The sequence below is a fragment of the Pseudoclavibacter terrae genome, from assembly GCF_008831075.1.
GTDB classification, from domain to species: domain Bacteria; phylum Actinomycetota; class Actinomycetes; order Actinomycetales; family Microbacteriaceae; genus Pseudoclavibacter; species Pseudoclavibacter terrae.
Genome location: NZ_WBJX01000001.1, coordinates 976,121 through 994,425, shown reverse-complemented (window position 1 = coordinate 994,425; position 18,305 = coordinate 976,121). Strand labels below are relative to the sequence as shown.

Below are 18,305 nucleotides of genomic sequence, written 5' to 3'. Positions count from 1 at the left end.
GATCTGCGAAAGAGGCACGTGGTCGTCATCCAGCCCCCGAAGTCGACACCGGATGCACCCTGGCCGGTCAGCGTCGTCTCCGAACTCGTCCGAGACTGGATCGCGCGCCTCGGCTCCGTCTGGATCGAGGGCGAGCTCACCGGCTGGAGCATCCGAGGCGGGCACGCCTACGGCAAGATCAAGGACCTCGACGCGGACGCCACGCTCTCGGTCACCGCCTGGCGCAGCGTCGTCCAGCGTCTCGACGGCGAGTTCAAGCAAGGCGATCGGGTCATCGCGAGCGTCAAGCCCGACTTCTGGGTCAAGGGAGGCACGCTCTCCATGCAGGTCTCCGACCTGCGGCACGTCGGCCTCGGCGACCTCCTCGAACGACTCGAACGGCTCCGCAAGCAGCTGGCCTCCGAGGGCCTCTTCGCCGATGGCCGAAAGAAGGCGCTCCCCTTCCTGCCAGGCACGATCGGACTCATCACCGGGCGCGAGTCCGATGCTGAGAAGGACGTGCGACGCAATTCGGAGCTCCGCTGGCCAGCAGTGCAGTTCCGCACGATCCACACCTCCGTGCAGGGCGAGCGCACGGTCGCCGAGGTCTCGGCCGCATTGCTGGCGCTCGACGCAGACCCAGAGGTCGACGTCATCATCGTCGCGCGGGGCGGCGGCGACTTCCAGCACCTCCTCCCCTTCAGCGACGAGAGCCTCGTGCGGCTCGTCTCCGAGCTGTCGACACCCGTCGTCAGCGCCATCGGCCACGAAGCCGATCGCCCGATCCTCGACGACGTCGCCGACCTTCGAGCCTCCACCCCGACGGACGCCGCCAAGCGCGTCGTGCCAGACGTGGCGGAAGAACTCGCTGGCGTCCAGCAGGCGAGGTCCCGAATCCTGCAGCGCATCGTCGACCGCGTTCGCAGCGAGTCGAACGCGCTCGAGTCCCTCGTGTCTCGCCCGGCGCTCGCCAACCCGTCGTGGATCATCGACCAGCGCGGAGAGGAACTCATGCGCGCCTCGCAGCGCGGCGAAGAGCTCATCACCCGACGCATCGACCGAGAACAGGACAAGCTCGAGTCGCTGGCCCGACACCTGCGCGGCCTCTCCCCGCAGGGCACGCTCGAGCGCGGATACTCGATCGTCGAGCGCGTCGACGGCGCCACTCGGACGCTCGTCACGGCGTGGCAGGACGCCCCGGCATCCGCAGAGCTCCGCATCCGCACGGCCGACGGCCGCATCACGGCCTCGTCCCTCGGCGGCGAGCCCATCATCACGACCGGCGTCTCGAACGACGCAACGGAGGCGAACGTAGAATGACCACCATGCAGGAACAGTCCGACATCACAGAGCTCAGCTACGAGCAGGCACGCGACGAGCTCATCTCCGTCGTGAGCCAGCTCGAACAGGGCAGCGCCTCGCTGGAGGCCTCGCTCAAGCTCTGGGAACGCGGCGAGCAGCTGGCGGCTCACTGCGAGTCGTGGCTTCTCGGCGCACGCAAGCGCCTCGAGGCGGCACGCCGGCGCACCGACGACACCGACGAGTCCTGATGGCCAAGCCGAAGCAGCCCCCGATCGTCGCTGAGCTCGGCCGACCGGAGACTCCGGAGGAGACCTTCGCCCGCAAAGCTGAGTCCTCGCGCCTCTACCGCAAGCGGAAGACCATCAACAACCTGGTCTACTCGCTCCTCGTCTCGCTCGGCCTCGTGATCTTCATCGTCGCGATCGTGCCCCGCAACGAGACGCCGGTGTCCTTCGACGTCGACTTCGCCTCGGAAGCGCAGAGCGCGCAGGGCGACTTCGCCGAGCCGCTCGTCGTGCCGCAGGTTCCCGCTGACTGGACCGCGAACGAGGCGGAGATCCGCACCAGCGCCGACGGCGTGAGCGAGTGGTACATCGGCTTCCTCGTCGGCCCGAAGGAGGCCCCGACGGAGTACGTGGGTGTGAGCCAGGGCATCGGCATCAACCCGACCTGGCTGCTGGACGCGACGCGCGAGCGCACGCCGACGGGCACCGTGCAGGTCGGCGGCCTTGACTGGGTCGAGTACGACGCAACGAACCTGAGCCCGGAAGACGCCGGCAACCGTGCGTACATGCTCGTTCACGAGCAGGGCGACCAGGCATACCTCGTCTACGGCAACAACAGGCCGGAGACCGTCACGAAACTGGCGGAGCTCGTCGCCGCCGACCTCGGCTGAGGCCAGCACTCGGTAGGCTGGCTTCTACAGAGATCGGCTACCTGGAAAGGTCACACAACGTGGTGGAAAATCAAGACGAGTACCGCATCGAGCACGACACGATGGGCGAGGTCCGCGTTCCGAAGAACGCCCTCTACGCTGCGCAGACCCAGCGCGCCGTCGAGAACTTCCCCATCTCCGGTGCGGGCCTCGAAGCGGGCCAGATCATCGCCCTTGCGCGCATCAAGCGCGCCGCCGCGATCGTGAACGCCAAGCTCGGCATCATCGAGCAGCCCGTGGCCGACGCCATCGTGGCTGCCGCGCAGCAGATCATCGACGGAGAGCACCTCGACCAGTTCCCGATCGACGTCTACCAGACCGGCTCCGGCACCTCGTCGAACATGAACATCAACGAGGTCCTCGCGACACTCGCGACACGAGGCCTCGGCGAGACCGTTCACCCGAACGATCACGTCAACGCGTCGCAGTCGTCGAACGACGTGTTCCCGACATCGGTGCACGTCGCCGTCACGGACGCGCTGCTCAACAACCTCGTCCCCGGTCTCGAGCACCTCGCTGAGGCTCTTGAGCGCAAAGCCCAGCAGTGGGCGACCACCGTGAAGGCCGGCCGCACGCACCTCATGGATGCGACCCCGGTCACGCTCGGCCAGGAGTTCGCCGGGTACGCCAGGCAGATCCGCCTCGGGATCGAGCGCGTGCAGTCGACGATCTCACGCGTCGCCGAGGTGCCCCTCGGCGGCACCGCGACGGGCACCGGCATCAACACCCCGGCAGGATTCTCGCAGCAGGTCATCGCCGAGCTGGCCGACGACTCGAAGCTCCCGCTCACCGAGGCGCTCGACCACTTCGAGGCACAGGGTGCACGCGACGGCCTCGTCGAAGCCTCGGGCGCGCTGCGGACCATCGCGGTGAGCCTCATCAAGATCAACAACGACCTCCGCTGGATGGGATCCGGGCCGAACACCGGCCTCGGCGAGATCCTGATCCCCGACCTGCAGCCGGGCTCCTCGATCATGCCGGGCAAGGTCAACCCGGTCGTGCCGGAGGCGGTCCTCATGGTGGCCTCACGCGTCATCGGCAACGACGCAGCCATCGTCTTCGGCGGAGCCTCCGGCTCGTTCGAGCTGAACGTGCAGATCCCCGTCATGGGAACCGCGCTGCTCGAGTCCATCCGCCTCCTCGCGAACAGCGTGCGCGTGCTCGCCGACAAGACCGTCGACGGCCTCGTCGCCAACGAAGAGCGTGCTCGCGCCCTCGCCGAGTCGTCCCCGTCCATCGTCACTCCGCTCAACCGCATCATCGGGTACGAGGCTGCCGCGAAGATCGCGAAGTACTCGGTCGCCAACAAGGTCACCGTGCGCCAGGCCGTCATCGACCTCGGCTACGTCGAGCGCGGCGACATCACGGAAGAGCAGCTCGACGAGAAGCTCGACGTGCTCAGCATGACCTCGCCGAACCTGTAGGCGCGCGTCTGCACAGCAATGACCCGCCGTGGAGACACGGCGGGTCATTGCTGTCATCCCCCGGCGTCGTCCTCGAACGGGCGGGCAGCGTCGCAAGCGAGTGGCTCACACCCAGTGGGCCGCGGCCAGCCACGCCACGGGGAGCCAGTACCCGGCGAGCAGCGCCGGCCCGAGCGCGATGCTCCGCCGCCGATCCCGGGTCCACACGAGCACGATGATGCTCTGCAGCCCCCCGAACAGGATGGCGAGGAAGACCAGGACACCTGCGAGGGAGGGATGCACGAGAGCCGCCGCGGACGCGAGGACGGCCCCGAGCTTCACGTCGCCCATGCCGAGCCCGCCAAGCACCGAGCAGAGCAGGAGCGCCGCTCCGACCAGCATGCCGATGATGATCGCCCCCGGGTCGAGGCTCCCGGTGAGGAGCCAGTCGAGGCAATATGCGAGCAGCAGGCCGAGCGCGGCGAACGCCACGAGCGGGTTCGGCAGTCGGTGCTCCCTGACGTCGGTGACGACGAGAGGGGGCGTGACGATCGCGAGCGCGACCATCACCGGGAGCTCGCCGAGGTGCCCGGCAGCCGCCGCGGCGATCGCCACGGCGACCAGGGCGCCTCCGCACAGCAACCCTCCGAAACCCCACCGCTGTGACGATGAGGCTGGGCCCCGCGCTCCCCCGTGTTCGCGCGCGGAGCCCAGCCGCGTCACAGCAGGAGAGCTCCCCCTCGCTCTCTCTGCCATGCCAGAACGCTAGTCACCTCACTCGTGCACCGCAGAAGTTATCCACAGCCCGAGAGCGCCGTGACCGCCCGGAGTGCGTTCCGGGCAGAACGCACGGACATGCTCAGCCTCACACCTCGTAGTCTCCCAGCAGCTCGGTGACCAGCGCGGCGATGTCGCTGCGCTCTGACCTCGTCAGCGTCATGTGGGCGAAGAGCTTGTGCCCCTTGAGCGTCTCGATCACCGAGGCGACGCCGTCATGCCGGCCGACACGCAGGTTGTCGCGCTGGGCGACGTCGTGGGTGAGCACCACGCGCGAGTTCTTGCCGATACGGGAGAGCATCGTGAGCAGCACGTTCCGTTCGAGCGACTGCGCCTCATCCACGATCACGAAGGCGTCGTGGAGCGACCGCCCGCGGATGTGCGTGAGCGGAAGGATCTCGAGCATGCCGCGATCCATGACCTCGTCGATGACGTTCTCGGAGACGATCGCCGACAGGGCGTCGTAGACCGCCTGCCCCCATGGATTCATCTTCTCGCCTTGGTCACCGGGCAGGAAGCCGAGCTCCTGCCCGCCCACCGCGAAGAGAGGGCGGAAGACCATGATCTTGCGATGCAGCCCGCGTTCGAGGACCGACTCGAGTCCCGCGGCCAGGGCGAGGGCACTCTTCCCAGTACCCGCGCGACCTCCGAGCGACACGATGCCGATCGACTGGTCGAGGAGCAGGTCGATCGCGAGGCGCTGCTCCGCCGAACGCCCGTGCACGCCGAACACATCCAGATCCCCTCGGACGAGTCGGACGGCGCCCTTCCCCGACACGCGTCCGAGCGCGGAGCCTCGATCCGAGTGGATCACGAGGCTCGTGTTGACGGGCAGCTCGTCGACAGCCCCGGTGGCGACCGTCTCGTCGGTGTACAGCGTGTCGAGCTCGTCCGCCCCGAGCGAGATCTCCGCCACCCCCGTGTAGCCGGTGTCGCGAGCCAGCTCGGCCCGGTACTCCTCGGCGGCGAGGCCGATCGCCGACGCCTTGACGCGCATCGGAAGGTCCTTGGAGACGACGGTGACCGCCAGCCCCTCACCTGCCAGGTTCTGCGCGACGGCCAGGATGCGCGTGTCGTTGTCTCCGAGCTGCATCCCGCTGGGCAGCACGCTCATGTTCGAGTGGTTGAGCTCGACACGCAACGTGCCACCCGCCTCGCCGATGGCGATCGGGAAGTCGAGGCGCTCGTGCTTCATGCGCAGCTCATCGAGGAACCGGAGCGCCTGGCGTGCGAAGTACCCGATCTCCGGGTCGTGCCGCTTCTTCTCGAGCTCCGTGATGACGACGACGGGAATGACGACGGCATGCTCCGCGAAACGGAACAGGGCCCTCGGATCGCTGAGGAGCACCGACGTGTCGAGCACGTAGGTGCGGGTCGAGGTCGCGGTGTCGGGAACCGCGACGTGCACGGCGCTCCCTTCCTCGTTCTCGAGGTGGTCGGTGTTGCGCTGTGCGGGTGTCACGGCAGTTCCGCTCCTTCGCCAAGCTCTCGCTCGTCGTTGGGTTACGTCGACCACAGGGACACTCGGTAGGGTGAAACGAACTTCGGGAACCTGTGGCCGTTTCGATCAGGCACCGTACCTGATGGCATTAACGTACGACGATGCCGAGCACGCCACGCGCAGGCGAACGTTAAATCTTGGCTCGTGTCTGGGAGCGCGGCCGCTACTGCCCGTAGCGGCGTTGGCGCGATGCGAAATCGCGCAGGGCGCGCAGGAAGTCGACCTCCCGCAGGTCGGGTCCGAGCGCCTCGACGAAGTAGAACTCCGAGTGGGCCGACTGCCACAGCATGAAGTCGCTGAGCCGCTGCTCACCCGAGGTGCGGATCACGAGGTCGGGGTCCGGCTGCCCGCCCGTGTAGAGGTGCTCCGCGATGAGGTCGGGGGTGAGGATGTCCGCGAGTGCGGCGACATCGCCTCCGTCTGCGGCGTGCGCGCGAACGATCCGACGCATCGCGTCGACGATCTCGCTGCGCCCGCCATAGCCCACGGCGAGGTTCACGTGCATGCCGCGACGCTGAGCCGTGTCACGCTGCAGGCGCTCGAGCGTCGCCCCGAGTCCGGCCGGGAGATGCTCCGACGACCCTGCGTGGTGCACGCGCCAGCGCGCGTTGTCGGCGATCTGCATCGCGAGCTTCTCGATGATGTCGATGAGGGCGTCGAGCTCCTCGCTGCTGCGGTTCCTGAGGTTGTCGTTCGAGAGCAGGTAGAGCGTGACGACCTGCACTCCCTCCCGGTCGCACCAGGCGAGGAACTCCATCATCTTGGCCGCGCCCGCCGCGTGCCCCTGCGCGGCGTCGCGCAGGCCGAGCTGCTTGGCCCAGCGCCGGTTGCCGTCGATGATCATCGCGACGTGCTTCGGCTTGGGACGTCCGTGCAGAGATCGACGCAGCCGCCTCGTGTACAACCCGTACAGGAAGCTCCGCAAGCTGGTGGGAATCATCGACATGGTTCAGCCAACGTACCGGACCACGGGTCGGATGCACGTGCACGGGGCCGCGTAGAGTTCGAGGGTGGCTTCAGAACATCACGCAGACGATGAACTCGACCCGGGGCCCGAGCCCGCGGTGCACCTGCCCGTGCTCGAGGCGGAGTCAGGGGCGCCGGTCATGGAGGCGAAGCCGTCCTGGCGCGGCTGGGTGCACGCCGGCACGCTTCCCGTGTCGGTCGTGGCTGGCATCGTGCTCATCGTGCTCGCTGAGGGCACCACCGCGAAGCTCGCCTGCGCGCTGTACGCCCTCTGCTCGTGGCTGCTGTTCGGCATCTCAGCGCTCTACCACCGCTTCAACTGGAGCGAGAGGACCCGTGTCGCGCTCAAGCGCTTCGATCACGCCAACATCTTCCTGCTCATCTCGGGGACGTACGCCCCCATTGCGCTGGTCGCGTTGCCGCCGGAGAAGGGGTGGCCGCTGTTCACCGTCGTCTGGGGCGCCGCGCTGCTCGGCATCTGCTTCCGCGTGTTCTGGATCGGCGCGCCGCGCTGGCTCTACGTGGCCCTGTACATCGCTCTCGGGTGGGCGGCCGTCGCGTACCTCGGCGATATCGCGGCGGTCAACGTGGCGACGGTGGTGCTCATCGTCGTCGGAGGCCTCTTCTACACCGTGGGCGCGGTCTTCTACGCGCTCAAGCGTCCGAACTTCTGGCCAGGCCACTTCGGCTTCCATGAGCTGTTCCACGTCTTCACCGTGCTGGCGTTCCTGAGCCAGTGGACGGGCATCCTGCTCTTGTGCATCGACCCGCCGGTCTTCACCGGATAGGCGGACCGGCCTAGTCGGCGGTCTTCTTCTCGTCTGCGGCTGGCTGCGCCTCCGGTGCGGCCTGGCCGTCCGGGTGGGCATCTGCCGGCACCGCGGCGCCCGAGCCTTCCGGCCCTTCGCCGGCCGCGGTGTCAGCCGCCTTTCCCGCAGCGATCTCGGCCTGCAGCTGCTCGCGGATGCGCGCTCGCGCCTGGACGCGGCTCGTCCGGCGGATCAGGTCCATCACGAGCAGTCCGGTCGCGACCGCGACGAAGATGAAGACGAAGAAGCCGAGCGGGCCCGGAGTCACGTCATCCGGGTTGAAGGGCAGTTCCTCCCCCGGCGTCGGCGCGGTCGCGGCGAGTGCAAGCACCCAGGTCTGGGCCTGTGCGACGAGCATCACTCGGAAGCCCCCTGGGCGCGCTGCTTGTCGTCGTTGCGCTCGTCGACACCGCTGAACAGGTCGGTCTCCGGCGTCGGCGCATCAACGCGTGAGTCCACCAGCTCGAAGTCGTCGTAGGGGTAGGCCGCCGCCTCGATGTCGCGCGGAATCGCGAAGAAGCCGCTGTCGGGCGCCACCTGGCTCGCGTGCGAACGCAGGGCCGAGTCGCGGGCGTCGAAGAACTGGTCGATCTGGATCTGGGTCGTGACGTTGCTCGGCTTGTCGCGCATCCAGGCGAGCATCTGCTCGAGGCGCTCGAGGAGCGGGGATTCAGGGTCGAGCCCCTTGATGTGCTGCAGGAGGCTGTCCGCCCGCTTCCCGTTCATCGTACGGTCGTAGTAGAGCTTCGAGATGCGCCAGGGCGGGCCGAGCTCGGGGTGCGACGCGAGTCCGGACTCGCGCCAGACGCGCATGGAGACGTCGTGCGTGCGGATGTGGTCCGGGTGCGGGTAGCCGCCATTCTCGTCGTACGTGACGAGCACGTGCGGGCGGAACTCGCGCACGAGGCGCAGCAGCGGTCGCGCGGAGATGTCGAGTGGGATGCTCGCGAACGAGTTCACGGGCAGCGAGCCATCTTCCGACGCCATCCCGGAGTCGACGTACCCGAGCCACCGGTGCTCGACGCCGAGGAACTCCTGCGCTGCGGCCATCTCGACGCGGCGGAGGCCAGCGAGGTCACGCTGCGCGTGGAAGACGGACTCGAGCCCCGGGTTGAGGATGTCGCCAGCCTCGCCACCGGTGCAGCTGACCACCATGACCTCAGCACCCCTCGCGCGGTACGCAGCGTAGGTCGCCGCGCCCTTGCTGGACTCGTCATCGGGATGGGCGTGGACCGCCATCAGTCGAAGTGTCACTGGTCTCCTCGTGGAACGTTAACCTAGGTACAGAGCCTATCTCGCGCGGCCGCCAGTTTCTGGCCGTGCACACCCTCCCGCCGAGAGGAACCCCCAGTGTCAGCTGAACGCGAAACCGTCGCCGCGACCACCCCCGCAGCTGACCTCGTCGATCGGGCTGATCTCGCCGATCGATATGGCGCGCGCGCCCCCCGTTCCGAGAAGAAGCCGGAGCGGTGGATCTGGATGGTGGTCGGGATCTTCGTCATCGCGGTCGTCGCGTTCTGGGCGACGACGACCGTCGGCCCGGTCTCCTCGTCGGCGATCCGTGCCGACACCGTCCGGTTCTCGATCCTGGACGACGCGAACGTGAGCTTCGACTACCGCATCACGGCCCCGGCGGGCACCGAGGTGACGTGCGCTATCGAGATCCGCGACGAGCAGCAGGCAGTCGTCGGCTGGGATGTCGTGGACGTCCCGCCCACCGATGAGGCGTCCCAGGTGCTGAATGCCCAGGTCCGGACGACGAAGGCGGGCACGACAGCTTTGGTGAAGGAATGCTGGTTGCCGTAGAATGGCGCTCGAGGCCCTGACTCGCGTCAGGGCTTTGGTCGTATCCGGCTGCACAAGGAGTTCCAGCATGGCTAACCCATCGGTGACCTGGCTCACCCAGGAGACGTATGACCGCCTCAAGGCGGAGCTCGACGAGCTCGCAGTGAACGGTCGTGAAGAGATCGCCAAGCGCATCGAAGAGGCGCGCGAAGACGGCGACCTCAAGGAGAACGCCGGCTATCACGCGGCGAAGGACGAGCAGGGCAAGATCGAGGCCCGCATCAATCAGCTCGAGACGATGCTGAGGAACTCCGAGGTCCGCGAGGCGCCAGAAGCGTCCGGCATCGTCGAGACCGGAACGGTCGTGACGGCCAAGATCGGCGGCAAGGAGCAGAAGTTCCTCCTCGGCAGCCGCGAGATGGCCTCGCAGACGCAGTTGCGTGTGTACTCGGGTGAGAGCCCGCTCGGGGCTTCGATCCTGGGCCTCGCGGTCGGCGCATCCACGAGCTACGAGGCGCCGAACGGCAACTCCATCGACGTCGAGATCGTCGAGGTCGAGACCTTCCACCCGTAGCATCCGCCGCAGCGCTCGCGCGGTGCAACAGAAGAGGACCTCCCGCGGGAGGTCCTCTTCTGTGTCAGGGCTGGCCGGATGCTCGGGTCACGGCATCGGGGCCGCGTCGCGGCTGGTGCGGGGCTGGTAGCCGAGCGCGCGAAGCGCATCCATCACCTGATGAGAGTGCTCGGTGCCGCGCGTCTCGACCGAGACCTCGAGCTCGACGTGGCTCACCTGCAGGCCCTTGTTGTGGCGCGTGTGCAGGACTTCGACCACGTTCGCGTTGACCTCGCTGATGGTCTTCGCGATGAGCGCGAGCTGTCCCGGCACGTCCTGCAGCTCGATGACGAGCTTCAGGTAGCGATCGGATGCGGCGAGTCCGCGGCTCAGCACCTTCTCGAGCATGAGCGGGTCGATGTTGCCGCCGGAGAGGATCGCAACGGTCGTGCCCGCGTCCTTGATCTTGCCGGCGAGGATCGCCGCGACGGCAGTCGCCCCTGCTGGCTCGGCGACGAGCTTGGCGCGCTCGACGAGCAGCAGGATCGCCCGCGAGATGTCGTCCTCGGAGACCGTGACCACCTCATCAACGAGGTTGCGCACGACCTCGAACGTGATGTCCCCTGGCACGTCGACGGCGATGCCGTCGGCGATCGTCGGCCGCGCCTGGATCTTCACCGGGTAGCCCGCCTCGAGTGAGACCGGGAAGGGCGCGGAGTTCGCGGCCTGGACTCCGATGATGCGGATCGGTCGGCCGCGCTGCTCGCCGAGGAGCGACGCCGCGACGCTGACGCCCGAGATGAGGCCGCCGCCGCCGATGGGCACGATGATCGTGTCGACGTCGGGTGCCTGCTCGAGGATGTCGAGCGCGAGCGTGGCCTGCCCCGTGATGATGTCGGCGTGGTCGTAGGGGTGGATGAACTCCGCCCCGGTGTCGACCGCGAACTGCTTCGCCGCGACCAGAGCGTCGGCGACGTTGACACCGGTCAGGACCACGTCGGCGCCGTAGCCACGCGTGGCCTGCAGCTTGGGAAGCGGAACGCCGACGGGCATGAAGATCGTCGCCTTGATGCCGAGCTCTCGCGCAGCGAACGCGACGCCCTGCGCATGGTTTCCTGCCGAGGCGGCGACGACGCCGCGAGACCGCTGCTCCTCGCTCAGCTGCGAGAGGCGGTACGTCGCGCCGCGAATCTTGTACGACCCGGTGCGCTGCATGTTCTCGCACTTGAGCAGCACGGGCGAGCCGAGCTTCTCCGAGAGGAAGCGCGCCGAGTCGATGGGCGTCTGCGAGATGACCTGCCGCACGATTTCGCGTGCCGCGACGATCTGGTCCAGCGTGATGGTGGGAGCGGTCATACCGTGCTTGCCTTCTGTTCGCGCTGCGACTTCTCGCGCTGGGGTGTTGGGGGCTTCGTGATCTTGGTCGGGTCGGGTTCGTCTCGCCAGGAGCCCCGCGAGATGTACTGGACCATGACCTTGCCCGCTGCGACGAGCGGGACCGCGAAGACGGCTCCGGCGATGCCGCCGAAGATGGTTCCGGCACTCACCGACAGCAGCACGGCGAGCGGATGCAGCTTGACGGCGCTGCCCATGATCAGCGGCTGGAGGATGTGCGACTCGATCTGCATGACGGCCACGACGACGATGAGCATGATGAGGGCGTTGAGGAAGCCGTTGTACGCCAGTGCGACCGCGACGGCGATCGTGCCGGCCGAGATCGCTCCGATGTAGGGCACGAACGAGGCGAGGAACACGATGACGCCGATCGGCAGCGCGAACGGCACCTGGAGGATGACGGCACCGAGGTAGATGCCGACAGCATCGATGAGGGCGACCAGCACCTGCACCCGCACGTAGTGGCCCACGGAGATCCACCCGCGCTGCCCGGCTCCGTCGATGGCGGCGCGCGCCTTCTTGGGGAAGATCGACACGATGAAGAGCCAGATGCTGCGGCCGTCGAGCAGGTAGAAGATCAGCGCGAACGCGGTGACGAGCGTCCCGGCGAGGAACGCGGCGACGTTGGACCCGACAGAGACAGCCTGCGATGCGATGGAGTTGACGTTCGACTGCACCCAGTCGACGATCTCGCTCAGACCGGCGTCGACCTGTTCCTCGGTGACGTGCAGCGGGGAGTCCCTGAGGAACTGCAGGGCCAGCTGGTATTGCGCCTCGAGCTTCCCGAGGTCAAGGTTGAATCCCTGCGCGAACTGGCTGATCACGAGCGTGATGAGGGTGCCTATGGCGACCAGCAGCACGATGAGCGACAGGATGAGCGCGGCCCAGCGCGGCAGCCCGCTCCCCACCAGCCACTTCATGAGTGGGGCCAGCAGCGATGCGAGCAGTGCGGCCACGAGCAGGGGGATCACGAGGAGCGACGCCTGGGTGACGAGCCAGCCGAGCGGGATGAGCGCGAGCAGGATCGCCACGCTGCGCCAGGCCCAGGCAGCGCCGATGCGAAGGCCTCGTGGGACGAGCTCGTCTTCGCTCTCGTTGCGCAGCGCTGGCGAGGGATTCTGCGCCAGCGTGGAGCCGGTTCTCGTCGAGGCCGCCGTGGCGGTCGTCTCGTCGAGGTCTCGTTCGGTCATAGGTTCAATACTAGGAGCGCCCGCTGGCGCGTCGGTGCCACTAGAACTGCACCCGTGGGGGCTGCGAGATGGCGGCCCGGTCGGCCACTTCGAAGAACGACCGCTGCTCGTAGTGGAGCGGGCCCGCGACGAGATTGTTCGGGAACACCTTGACCTTGGTGTTGTACTCGCGAACGCCTCCGTTGTAGAAGCGGCGCGATGCCTGGATGCGGTTCTCCACGTCGACGAGGTCGGATTGCAGCTGCAGGAACTCCCGACTCGCCTGCAGCTGCGGGTATGCCTCTGCGGCGGCGAAGAGACCGCGGAGCGCGCCCTGCACGCGGTTCTCGGCAGCGCTCACCTCTTCCGGTGTCTCCGCCTGGGAGCTGGCCTGACGCGCCTCGTCGAACGCGGCGAAGGCCTTGTCCTCGTGCGTTGCGAAGGTTCGTACGCTGCTCTCGAGCTGGGGAAGGAGTTCCTCGCGCGCGACGAGCTGCGCGGTGATGTCAGTCCAGGCTGCATCCACGCGTGCCTGCAGCCGCTTCAACGAGCGGCTCGTGGCGACCGCGTACACGGCGATGGCAATGACGATGAGGAGCACGGCTCCGACGGCGATCCAGACTTCGAGCATGCCGGAATGGTAACCCGCATCGACTGCGAGGCAGCGGGATCAGCTCACCGCTTGAGCGAATTCACTGGACGCCGACTCTGCGAGGTGCCTGAGGTGCTCGGGGATGGGCATCCCGCGGCGGCGAGCGGCCTGCGCCCACAGGCGCCCCGCCCGGTACGACGATCGGACGAGCGGGCCGGCCAGGACGGCGAGGAAGCCGATCTCCTCGGCGACCGACTTCAGCTCGACGAACTCCTGCGGCTTCACCCAACGGTCCACCGGCAGGTGCCGTGGACTTGGACGCAGGTACTGCGTGAGCGTGATGATGTCGCAGCCAGCCTCGTGAAGGTCGGTGAGCGCCTGCTCGATCTCGCGCCGCTCCTCCCCCATTCCGAGGATCAGATTCGACTTCGTGACGAGGCCCGCGTTCCTCGCCTGGGAAATGACACCGAGGGACCGCTCATACCGGAACGCGGGGCGGATGCGTTTGAAGATGCGCGGCACGGTCTCGACGTTGTGTGCGAACACCTCCGGCCGCGACGAGAAGACCTCTGCGAGCAGCTCCGGGTTTCCGGAGAAGTCGGTCGCGAGGATCTCAACCCCCGTTGCGGGGTTGCCGGCGTGGATGCGCCGCACCGTCTCCGCGTGCAGCCATGCGCCCTCGTCCGGCAGGTCGTCTCGAGCGACACCCGTCACCGTCGCGTAGCGGAGCCCCATCGAGGTCACCGACTCGGCGACCCTCCGCGGTTCGTCGGTGTCGTACTCCGCCGGCTTGCCCGTGTCGATCTGGCAGAAGTCGCACCGGCGCGTGCACTGCGATCCTCCGATGAGGAACGTGGCCTCCCTGTCTTCCCAGCACTCGTAGATGTTGGGGCACCCTGCCTCCTGGCAGACCGTGTGCAGACCACCTTCCTTCACGAGCTCGGAGACCCTCGTGAACTCGGGCCCCATCTTGGCTCTCGTCTTGATCCACTCCGGCTTGCGCTCGATCGGCGTCTCCGCGTTGCGCGCCTCGACACGGAGCAGCTTCCGCCCTTCTGGCCTGATCGTCACGCGGCTACCCCGTTTCCGATGACGAGGTGCTCGGTGAGCAGCTCGGCGACTCGTGGGGCGATCTCGGCTGGCGTGACCACCCGTCCGAGCTCCACGCTCAGGGAGGTGACGCCTGCGTCGCTGATCCCGCACGGCACGATGCGCTGGAACGGCTCGAGCTCATTGGAGCAGTTCAGGGCGAAGCCGTGCATGGTGCACGCCTCGACCACGCGAACGCCGATCGAGGCGATCTTCCGTGGTGCATCCACGGGCCCCACCCACACTCCCGACCGCCCAGCCACTTGTCGGCCAGTGATGCCGAGTTCGTCGATCACCTCGATGAGCGCCACCTCGAGCCGACGGACGTGCGCCACGACATCGATCGGTTCCGCCAGCCGCACGATCGGATACCCGACGAGCTGCCCCGGCCCATGCCACGTGAGCCGACCGCCCCTATCCGCCTCGACGACGGGGGTCCCGTCCACGGGGCGCTCGCTGGCCCGCGTGAGCCGCCCTGCGGTGTAGACGCTCGGGTGCTCGAGCAGCACCAGCGTGTCGGCGCGCGCACCGGACACCCGCTCGGCGTGCAGCGCGCGCTGCATCCTGAGCGCCTCCACGTACTCGACGGCCTCTGGCCCGAATCCCGGTGTCAGCACATGCATCATGACACCAGTGTCGCATATTCTAGACGCGGTACAACAAAGTCGGGATGCGCAAAGAGGGGCGACCATGGGTCGCCCCTCCGCGTGCTCGCCGCCGGGCGTCACATAGCGATCTGCGAGGAGACCGCCTTCAGCTTGTGACGCGCGAGCGCCAGGTTCGCGCTCGTACGGCTCAGCACGAGGTAGATGAACAGGCCGTTCGACCCCTGCGTGTTGAGCACGTTGATCAGGTGGTACTGCGAGCTCAGCGTGATCAGGATGTCGTCGATCTCGTCGGTGACGCCGAGCTCGCTCATCGTCGCGAGCTTCGCCCGCACGACGTTCGAGTTGCCGGCGGCCGCGATGCCGAGATCGAAGGACGGGTTGCCGCCCTGCGCGAGCGCCATGCCGCTCGCGTAGTCGACGATCGCAGCGCCGGTGGCGCCTTCGATGCTGAGCAGCTGCCTGATGGCCTCGTCAAGTGAACTCATGTGGTGTTTCCCCTTTGCGTTTCGAGTCGGCGACTCCACACCATCGAGAACGGCAGGCGAAAGATCGTCCTGCGTTATCGTCCATTCCGAAGTGGTTTCGTCGTCCGACTCCCCCTTGCCGACCAGATCCACCAGCGCATCCGAGCCATCGCTCGGCCCACCCGGAGAAGGCTCCGCAGCAGACGTTACTTCAGCCCTGACGGCGACATCCGCGCCAGCCAAGCCCAGAACGCGCCGCCACCACGGCAGTGAATCGGGTGTCCGCACGTCAAACCTCAGCCGCATCGAAGATCCAGTCGGTGATGGCCGCCGACGGCAGCCGACATGACCATAACCCACACTTGGAGCCCGGAAACACGCGGCAGAGGTCGGCGATCGTATAGATTTGGCTCGTCCGAGTTCGCAGTCCGCTGCGGAGGGGGCGGACAAACGACGCGTCGTCGATCCCAGAATCACGCGTCGCAGAGCTATCGAGGGGGAACGATGGACACTCTTGTGCACATGACCGATGCGACCGCTTCGTACGGCAACCGACACGTCCTTCGAGACATCGACCTCACCCTGTACAGGGGGCAGATCGTCGGTCTGATCGGGGTCAACGGGGCCGGGAAGAGCACGCTCGTCAACACGCTCGTCGGACGCCACCAGCTCGATTCCGGAACCATGATTCTCGGTGACGAGCCGTACGCGCCGGAGTCGCTCGACGAAGCGCAGGCATGCGGAGTCGGCGTCATCACGCAGAATGCGGAGCCGCCGACGGGCCTGACGGTTGCGCAAGCCCTCTTCCGGAACACCTACCGGGCGGGCGAGACGCACGAGGAGGTCCTCGAACGCGCGACCGAGCTCCTCGAGCAGACCGGTGCCGAGCTGGACCTCGGCGCCATGGTCAGCGAGCTCGATCGTGGTCGACGCGCGCTCGTCGAGGTCGTGCGCATGCTCGCAGAGGAGGCGCAGCTCGTGGTCATCGACGAGGTGGCCGTCACGCTCGCGGACCACGAGATCGCACTGCTCCACCGCGTCCTGCGCCAACTTGCCGAGCAAGGACGGGGCATCCTCTACATCACGCACCGGATGGACGAGGTGCAGTCCATCGTCGATCGCGTCCTCGTGCTCCGCGAGGGCAGGATCGCCATCGACACCCCCATCGCGGGGCTCAGCTCGGAAGAGCTCACGATCATGCTCCTCGGCGAGCTGCCGGACCCCGACGCGACGCTCGCGGTCGCCGCCGATGACGCCCATCGAGCGGCACTCGCGGCCTTCGGCGTCGGAGACGGCCAGCTCCTGCACGGCGTCGATCTGCATGTCCGCCCAGGCGAGGTCGTCGGCATCACCGGCACACACGACTCCGGCGTCCGCCAGCTCATCGAGATCCTCGGCGGCGCCACGCACCCCGGGCAAGGTCACGTGGAGCTCTTCGGGGAGCCGGTCGACCTGACGCAATCAGGGGCGGCGGAAGCACACGGGGTGAGCTTCCTGCCGGACGCCGTCCCCTCGTTCGACTCGAACCGGAGCCTCAGCCAGGGCGTCGACCCGACCGACAGCTCGCTCAGCGCCGAGATCACGCGGGCTCGGAAGATGATCGACCTCGTCCACCGTCTGCGCATCAATACGACGAACATCCACGCCGCGCTCGACGAGCTCTCCGGCGGTGACCAGCAGAAGGCGGAGTTCATTCGCGCCGTGGAACGCGGAGGCAGCGTCCTGGTGCTGGCTCACCCGACGCAGGGCGTCGACGTCGGTGCGCGACGGTCCGTGTTCGCGTTCCTCCACAGCCTCGCCGAGACGGGCACCGCGGTGGTGTTCCTCGGCACGGACATGACCGAGCTCCTGCAGTGGAGCCACCGGGTCGTGGTGCTCGCCAACGGACGCACCGCACTCGAAGGCCGCTCCGAGCTGCTCGACGAGGACATGATCGTGCACGCCATGCTCGGCGCCCAGCGACCCGAGCGCGTCGGACGCCGAGCAGCGATCACCGCCTAGACAGCCTGCCGCGAGAACGCCGCGGCACGCTCCACCTGGTCAGCGGTGATCGACATCCCCGTGTACTTCTCGAACTGACGCGCCGCCTGCAGCGCAGCCACGGCCGCCCCCGTGATCACGGGGACTCCACGAGCACGTGCGAGACGGATGAGCGGGGTCTCCGCGGGGAACGCGACGACATCGAAGACCAGCTCGGCTGCGGCGACGTGCTCCTCGCTGAACGACAGCGCCCCCTCGTCGGCGCCCGTCATGCCGAGCGGGGTGACATTGACGAGTGCGAACGGGCCAGGCGAGGGGTCCACTGCCTGCCACCGGAATCCGTACTTCTCGGCGAGTGCGGAGCCCGTCCCCTCGTTGCGCGCGACGACCGTGACCTCCGCGAAGCCCGCATCGCGGAACGCAGCCACGACGGCCTTCGCCATGCCGCCCGCCCCGCGCACGACGACGGGCAGCGACGGGCGGATGTCGTGCTCCGCGATGAGAGCGGCGATCGCTTCGTAGTCGGTGTTGGAGGCGACGAGCTTCCCTCCGTCGTTCACGATGGTGTTGACCGACTCGATCGCGAGCGCTGACGCGTCCAGCTCGTCAACGAGCGGGATGACAGCTTCCTTGAACGGCATGGACACCGAGCAGCCGCGGATACCGAGTGCACGAACTCCGCGGACGGCGCCCTCGATGTCCTCCGTGGTGAACGCCTTGTAGATGAAGTTCAGGCCGAGCTCGTCGTAGAGGAAATTGTGGAACCGCGTCCCGAGATTCGACGGCCGGGCGGCGAGCGAGATGCAGAGGGTCATGTCCTTGTTCAGAATCGGCATGACGCCAGTATGGCGCGCAACAAGCCCGCCTTGCCACGCGGACCTCGAAGCACGCGCAGAGCGAGCGACGTGCCCCCACTGGGATTCGAACCCAGAACACAAGGATTTTAAGTCCTCTGCCTCTGCCAGTTGGGCTATAGGGGCGTACACGTCGGGGCCGCCC

At 67.6% G+C, this 18,305-nt stretch carries 20 protein-coding genes and 1 tRNA gene; 8 read left to right on the top strand and 13 right to left on the bottom strand.

Translation table 11 applies throughout. The annotated features are described in order from the left end of the window. Positions 1-18 precede the first annotated feature (18 nt). Genes xseA through F8O03_RS04620 form a run of 4 tightly spaced genes read left to right on the top strand, consistent with a single transcriptional unit; the run spans position 19 to position 3,639 of the window. Positions 19-1,299: an exodeoxyribonuclease VII large subunit gene (xseA, locus tag F8O03_RS04635; RefSeq protein WP_244295909.1), complete on the top strand. Its 1,281-nt coding sequence runs from the start codon at positions 19-21 to the stop codon at positions 1,297-1,299. 5 nt (positions 1,300-1,304) lie between these two features. After that, positions 1,305-1,529, top strand: a complete 225-nt coding sequence (locus tag F8O03_RS04630; protein ID WP_374953913.1) for an exodeoxyribonuclease VII small subunit — start codon at positions 1,305-1,307, stop codon at positions 1,527-1,529. Beyond that, positions 1,529-2,176 carry a DUF4245 domain-containing protein gene (locus tag F8O03_RS04625; protein WP_151422800.1) on the top strand — a complete coding sequence of 216 codons (648 nt, stop codon included), beginning with the start codon at positions 1,529-1,531 and terminating at the stop codon, positions 2,174-2,176. The genes F8O03_RS04630 and F8O03_RS04625 overlap by 1 nt, the downstream gene beginning before the upstream one ends. Positions 2,177-2,235: 59 nt before the next feature. Continuing rightward, positions 2,236-3,639, top strand: a complete 1,404-nt coding sequence (locus F8O03_RS04620; RefSeq protein WP_416375834.1) for a class II fumarate hydratase — start codon at positions 2,236-2,238, stop codon at positions 3,637-3,639. Positions 3,640-3,744: 105 nt separating this feature from the next. Here the strand turns inward: F8O03_RS04620 and F8O03_RS04615 are convergent, their stop codons facing one another. From F8O03_RS04615 to F8O03_RS04605, 3 genes are all read right to left on the bottom strand, one after another. Then, positions 3,745-4,233: a prepilin peptidase gene (locus tag F8O03_RS04615; protein WP_167516470.1), complete on the bottom strand. Its 489-nt coding sequence runs from the start codon at positions 4,231-4,233 to the stop codon at positions 3,745-3,747. Positions 4,234-4,483: 250 nt separating this feature from the next. Next, positions 4,484-5,803: an RNA 5'-3' helicase PhoH2 gene (gene phoH2, locus F8O03_RS04610; protein ID WP_244295968.1), complete on the bottom strand. Its 1,320-nt coding sequence runs from the start codon at positions 5,801-5,803 to the stop codon at positions 4,484-4,486. A 256-nt stretch (positions 5,804-6,059) separates the two neighbouring features. Continuing rightward, complete coding sequence (locus F8O03_RS04605) at positions 6,060-6,836, bottom strand: isoprenyl transferase (RefSeq protein ID WP_374953918.1); 777 nt, start codon at positions 6,834-6,836, stop codon at positions 6,060-6,062. A 166-nt stretch (positions 6,837-7,002) separates the two neighbouring features. On the opposite strand from F8O03_RS04605, the gene trhA reads away from it, so the two are divergent. After that, positions 7,003-7,650, top strand: coding sequence for a PAQR family membrane homeostasis protein TrhA (gene trhA / locus F8O03_RS04600; protein WP_151423105.1), 648 nt, complete (start codon positions 7,003-7,005; stop codon positions 7,648-7,650). A 10-nt stretch (positions 7,651-7,660) separates the two neighbouring features. Here trhA and F8O03_RS04595 read toward each other — a convergent pair whose 3' ends face one another. Next, positions 7,661-8,029: a hypothetical protein gene (locus tag F8O03_RS04595; RefSeq protein ID WP_208851786.1), complete on the bottom strand. Its 369-nt coding sequence runs from the start codon at positions 8,027-8,029 to the stop codon at positions 7,661-7,663. Beyond that, positions 8,029-8,925 carry a mycothiol conjugate amidase Mca gene (gene mca, locus F8O03_RS04590; protein WP_244295904.1) on the bottom strand — a complete coding sequence of 299 codons (897 nt, stop codon included), beginning with the start codon at positions 8,923-8,925 and terminating at the stop codon, positions 8,029-8,031. The genes F8O03_RS04595 and mca overlap by 1 nt, the downstream gene beginning before the upstream one ends. A 96-nt stretch (positions 8,926-9,021) precedes the next feature. Between mca and F8O03_RS04585 the strand changes: the two genes are divergently transcribed. After that, positions 9,022-9,477 carry a DUF4307 domain-containing protein gene (locus F8O03_RS04585; protein ID WP_151422797.1) on the top strand — a complete coding sequence of 152 codons (456 nt, stop codon included), beginning with the start codon at positions 9,022-9,024 and terminating at the stop codon, positions 9,475-9,477. 67 nt (positions 9,478-9,544) lie between these two features. Further along, a complete protein-coding gene (gene greA, locus F8O03_RS04580; protein WP_151422796.1) occupies positions 9,545-10,030 on the top strand; it encodes a transcription elongation factor GreA in 486 nt (161 codons plus the stop codon). 87 nt (positions 10,031-10,117) lie between these two features. Here the strand turns inward: greA and ilvA are convergent, their stop codons facing one another. From ilvA to F8O03_RS04550, 6 genes are all read right to left on the bottom strand, one after another. Beyond that, positions 10,118-11,365 carry a threonine ammonia-lyase gene (ilvA, locus tag F8O03_RS04575; RefSeq protein ID WP_104253677.1) on the bottom strand — a complete coding sequence of 416 codons (1,248 nt, stop codon included), beginning with the start codon at positions 11,363-11,365 and terminating at the stop codon, positions 10,118-10,120. Continuing rightward, positions 11,362-12,594 carry an AI-2E family transporter gene (locus F8O03_RS04570; protein ID WP_104253678.1) on the bottom strand — a complete coding sequence of 411 codons (1,233 nt, stop codon included), beginning with the start codon at positions 12,592-12,594 and terminating at the stop codon, positions 11,362-11,364. Before F8O03_RS04570 ends, ilvA begins: the two co-directional genes overlap by 4 nt. Positions 12,595-12,634: 40 nt before the next feature. Continuing rightward, on the bottom strand, positions 12,635-13,204 hold the full coding sequence (locus F8O03_RS04565) for a LemA family protein (RefSeq protein WP_151422795.1): 570 nt from the start codon (positions 13,202-13,204) through the stop codon (positions 12,635-12,637). A gap of 39 nt (positions 13,205-13,243) precedes the next feature. After that, positions 13,244-14,236: a lipoyl synthase gene (gene lipA, locus F8O03_RS04560; RefSeq protein ID WP_151422794.1), complete on the bottom strand. Its 993-nt coding sequence runs from the start codon at positions 14,234-14,236 to the stop codon at positions 13,244-13,246. Further along, on the bottom strand, positions 14,233-14,880 hold the full coding sequence (gene lipB / locus F8O03_RS04555) for a lipoyl(octanoyl) transferase LipB (RefSeq protein ID WP_151422793.1): 648 nt from the start codon (positions 14,878-14,880) through the stop codon (positions 14,233-14,235). The genes lipA and lipB overlap by 4 nt, the downstream gene beginning before the upstream one ends. 98 nt (positions 14,881-14,978) lie before the next feature. Then, the gene (locus F8O03_RS04550) at positions 14,979-15,347 is read right to left on the bottom strand and encodes a hypothetical protein (RefSeq protein WP_151422792.1); all 369 of its coding nucleotides are present in this window, start codon (positions 15,345-15,347) and stop codon (positions 14,979-14,981) included. A gap of 501 nt (positions 15,348-15,848) precedes the next feature. Here F8O03_RS04550 and F8O03_RS04545 point away from each other — a divergent pair. Beyond that, positions 15,849-17,327, top strand: a complete 1,479-nt coding sequence (locus F8O03_RS04545) for an ATP-binding cassette domain-containing protein (RefSeq protein ID WP_167516469.1) — start codon at positions 15,849-15,851, stop codon at positions 17,325-17,327. Here the strand turns inward: F8O03_RS04545 and F8O03_RS04540 are convergent. Then, the gene (locus F8O03_RS04540) at positions 17,324-18,142 is read right to left on the bottom strand and encodes a shikimate 5-dehydrogenase (RefSeq protein ID WP_151422790.1); all 819 of its coding nucleotides are present in this window, start codon (positions 18,140-18,142) and stop codon (positions 17,324-17,326) included. The two genes, F8O03_RS04545 and F8O03_RS04540, sit on opposite strands and share 4 nt — an antisense overlap. 70 nt (positions 18,143-18,212) lie before the next feature. Next, positions 18,213-18,286: transfer RNA gene (locus F8O03_RS04535), tRNA-Leu, on the bottom strand. Between the last annotated feature and the right edge of the window lie 19 nt (positions 18,287-18,305).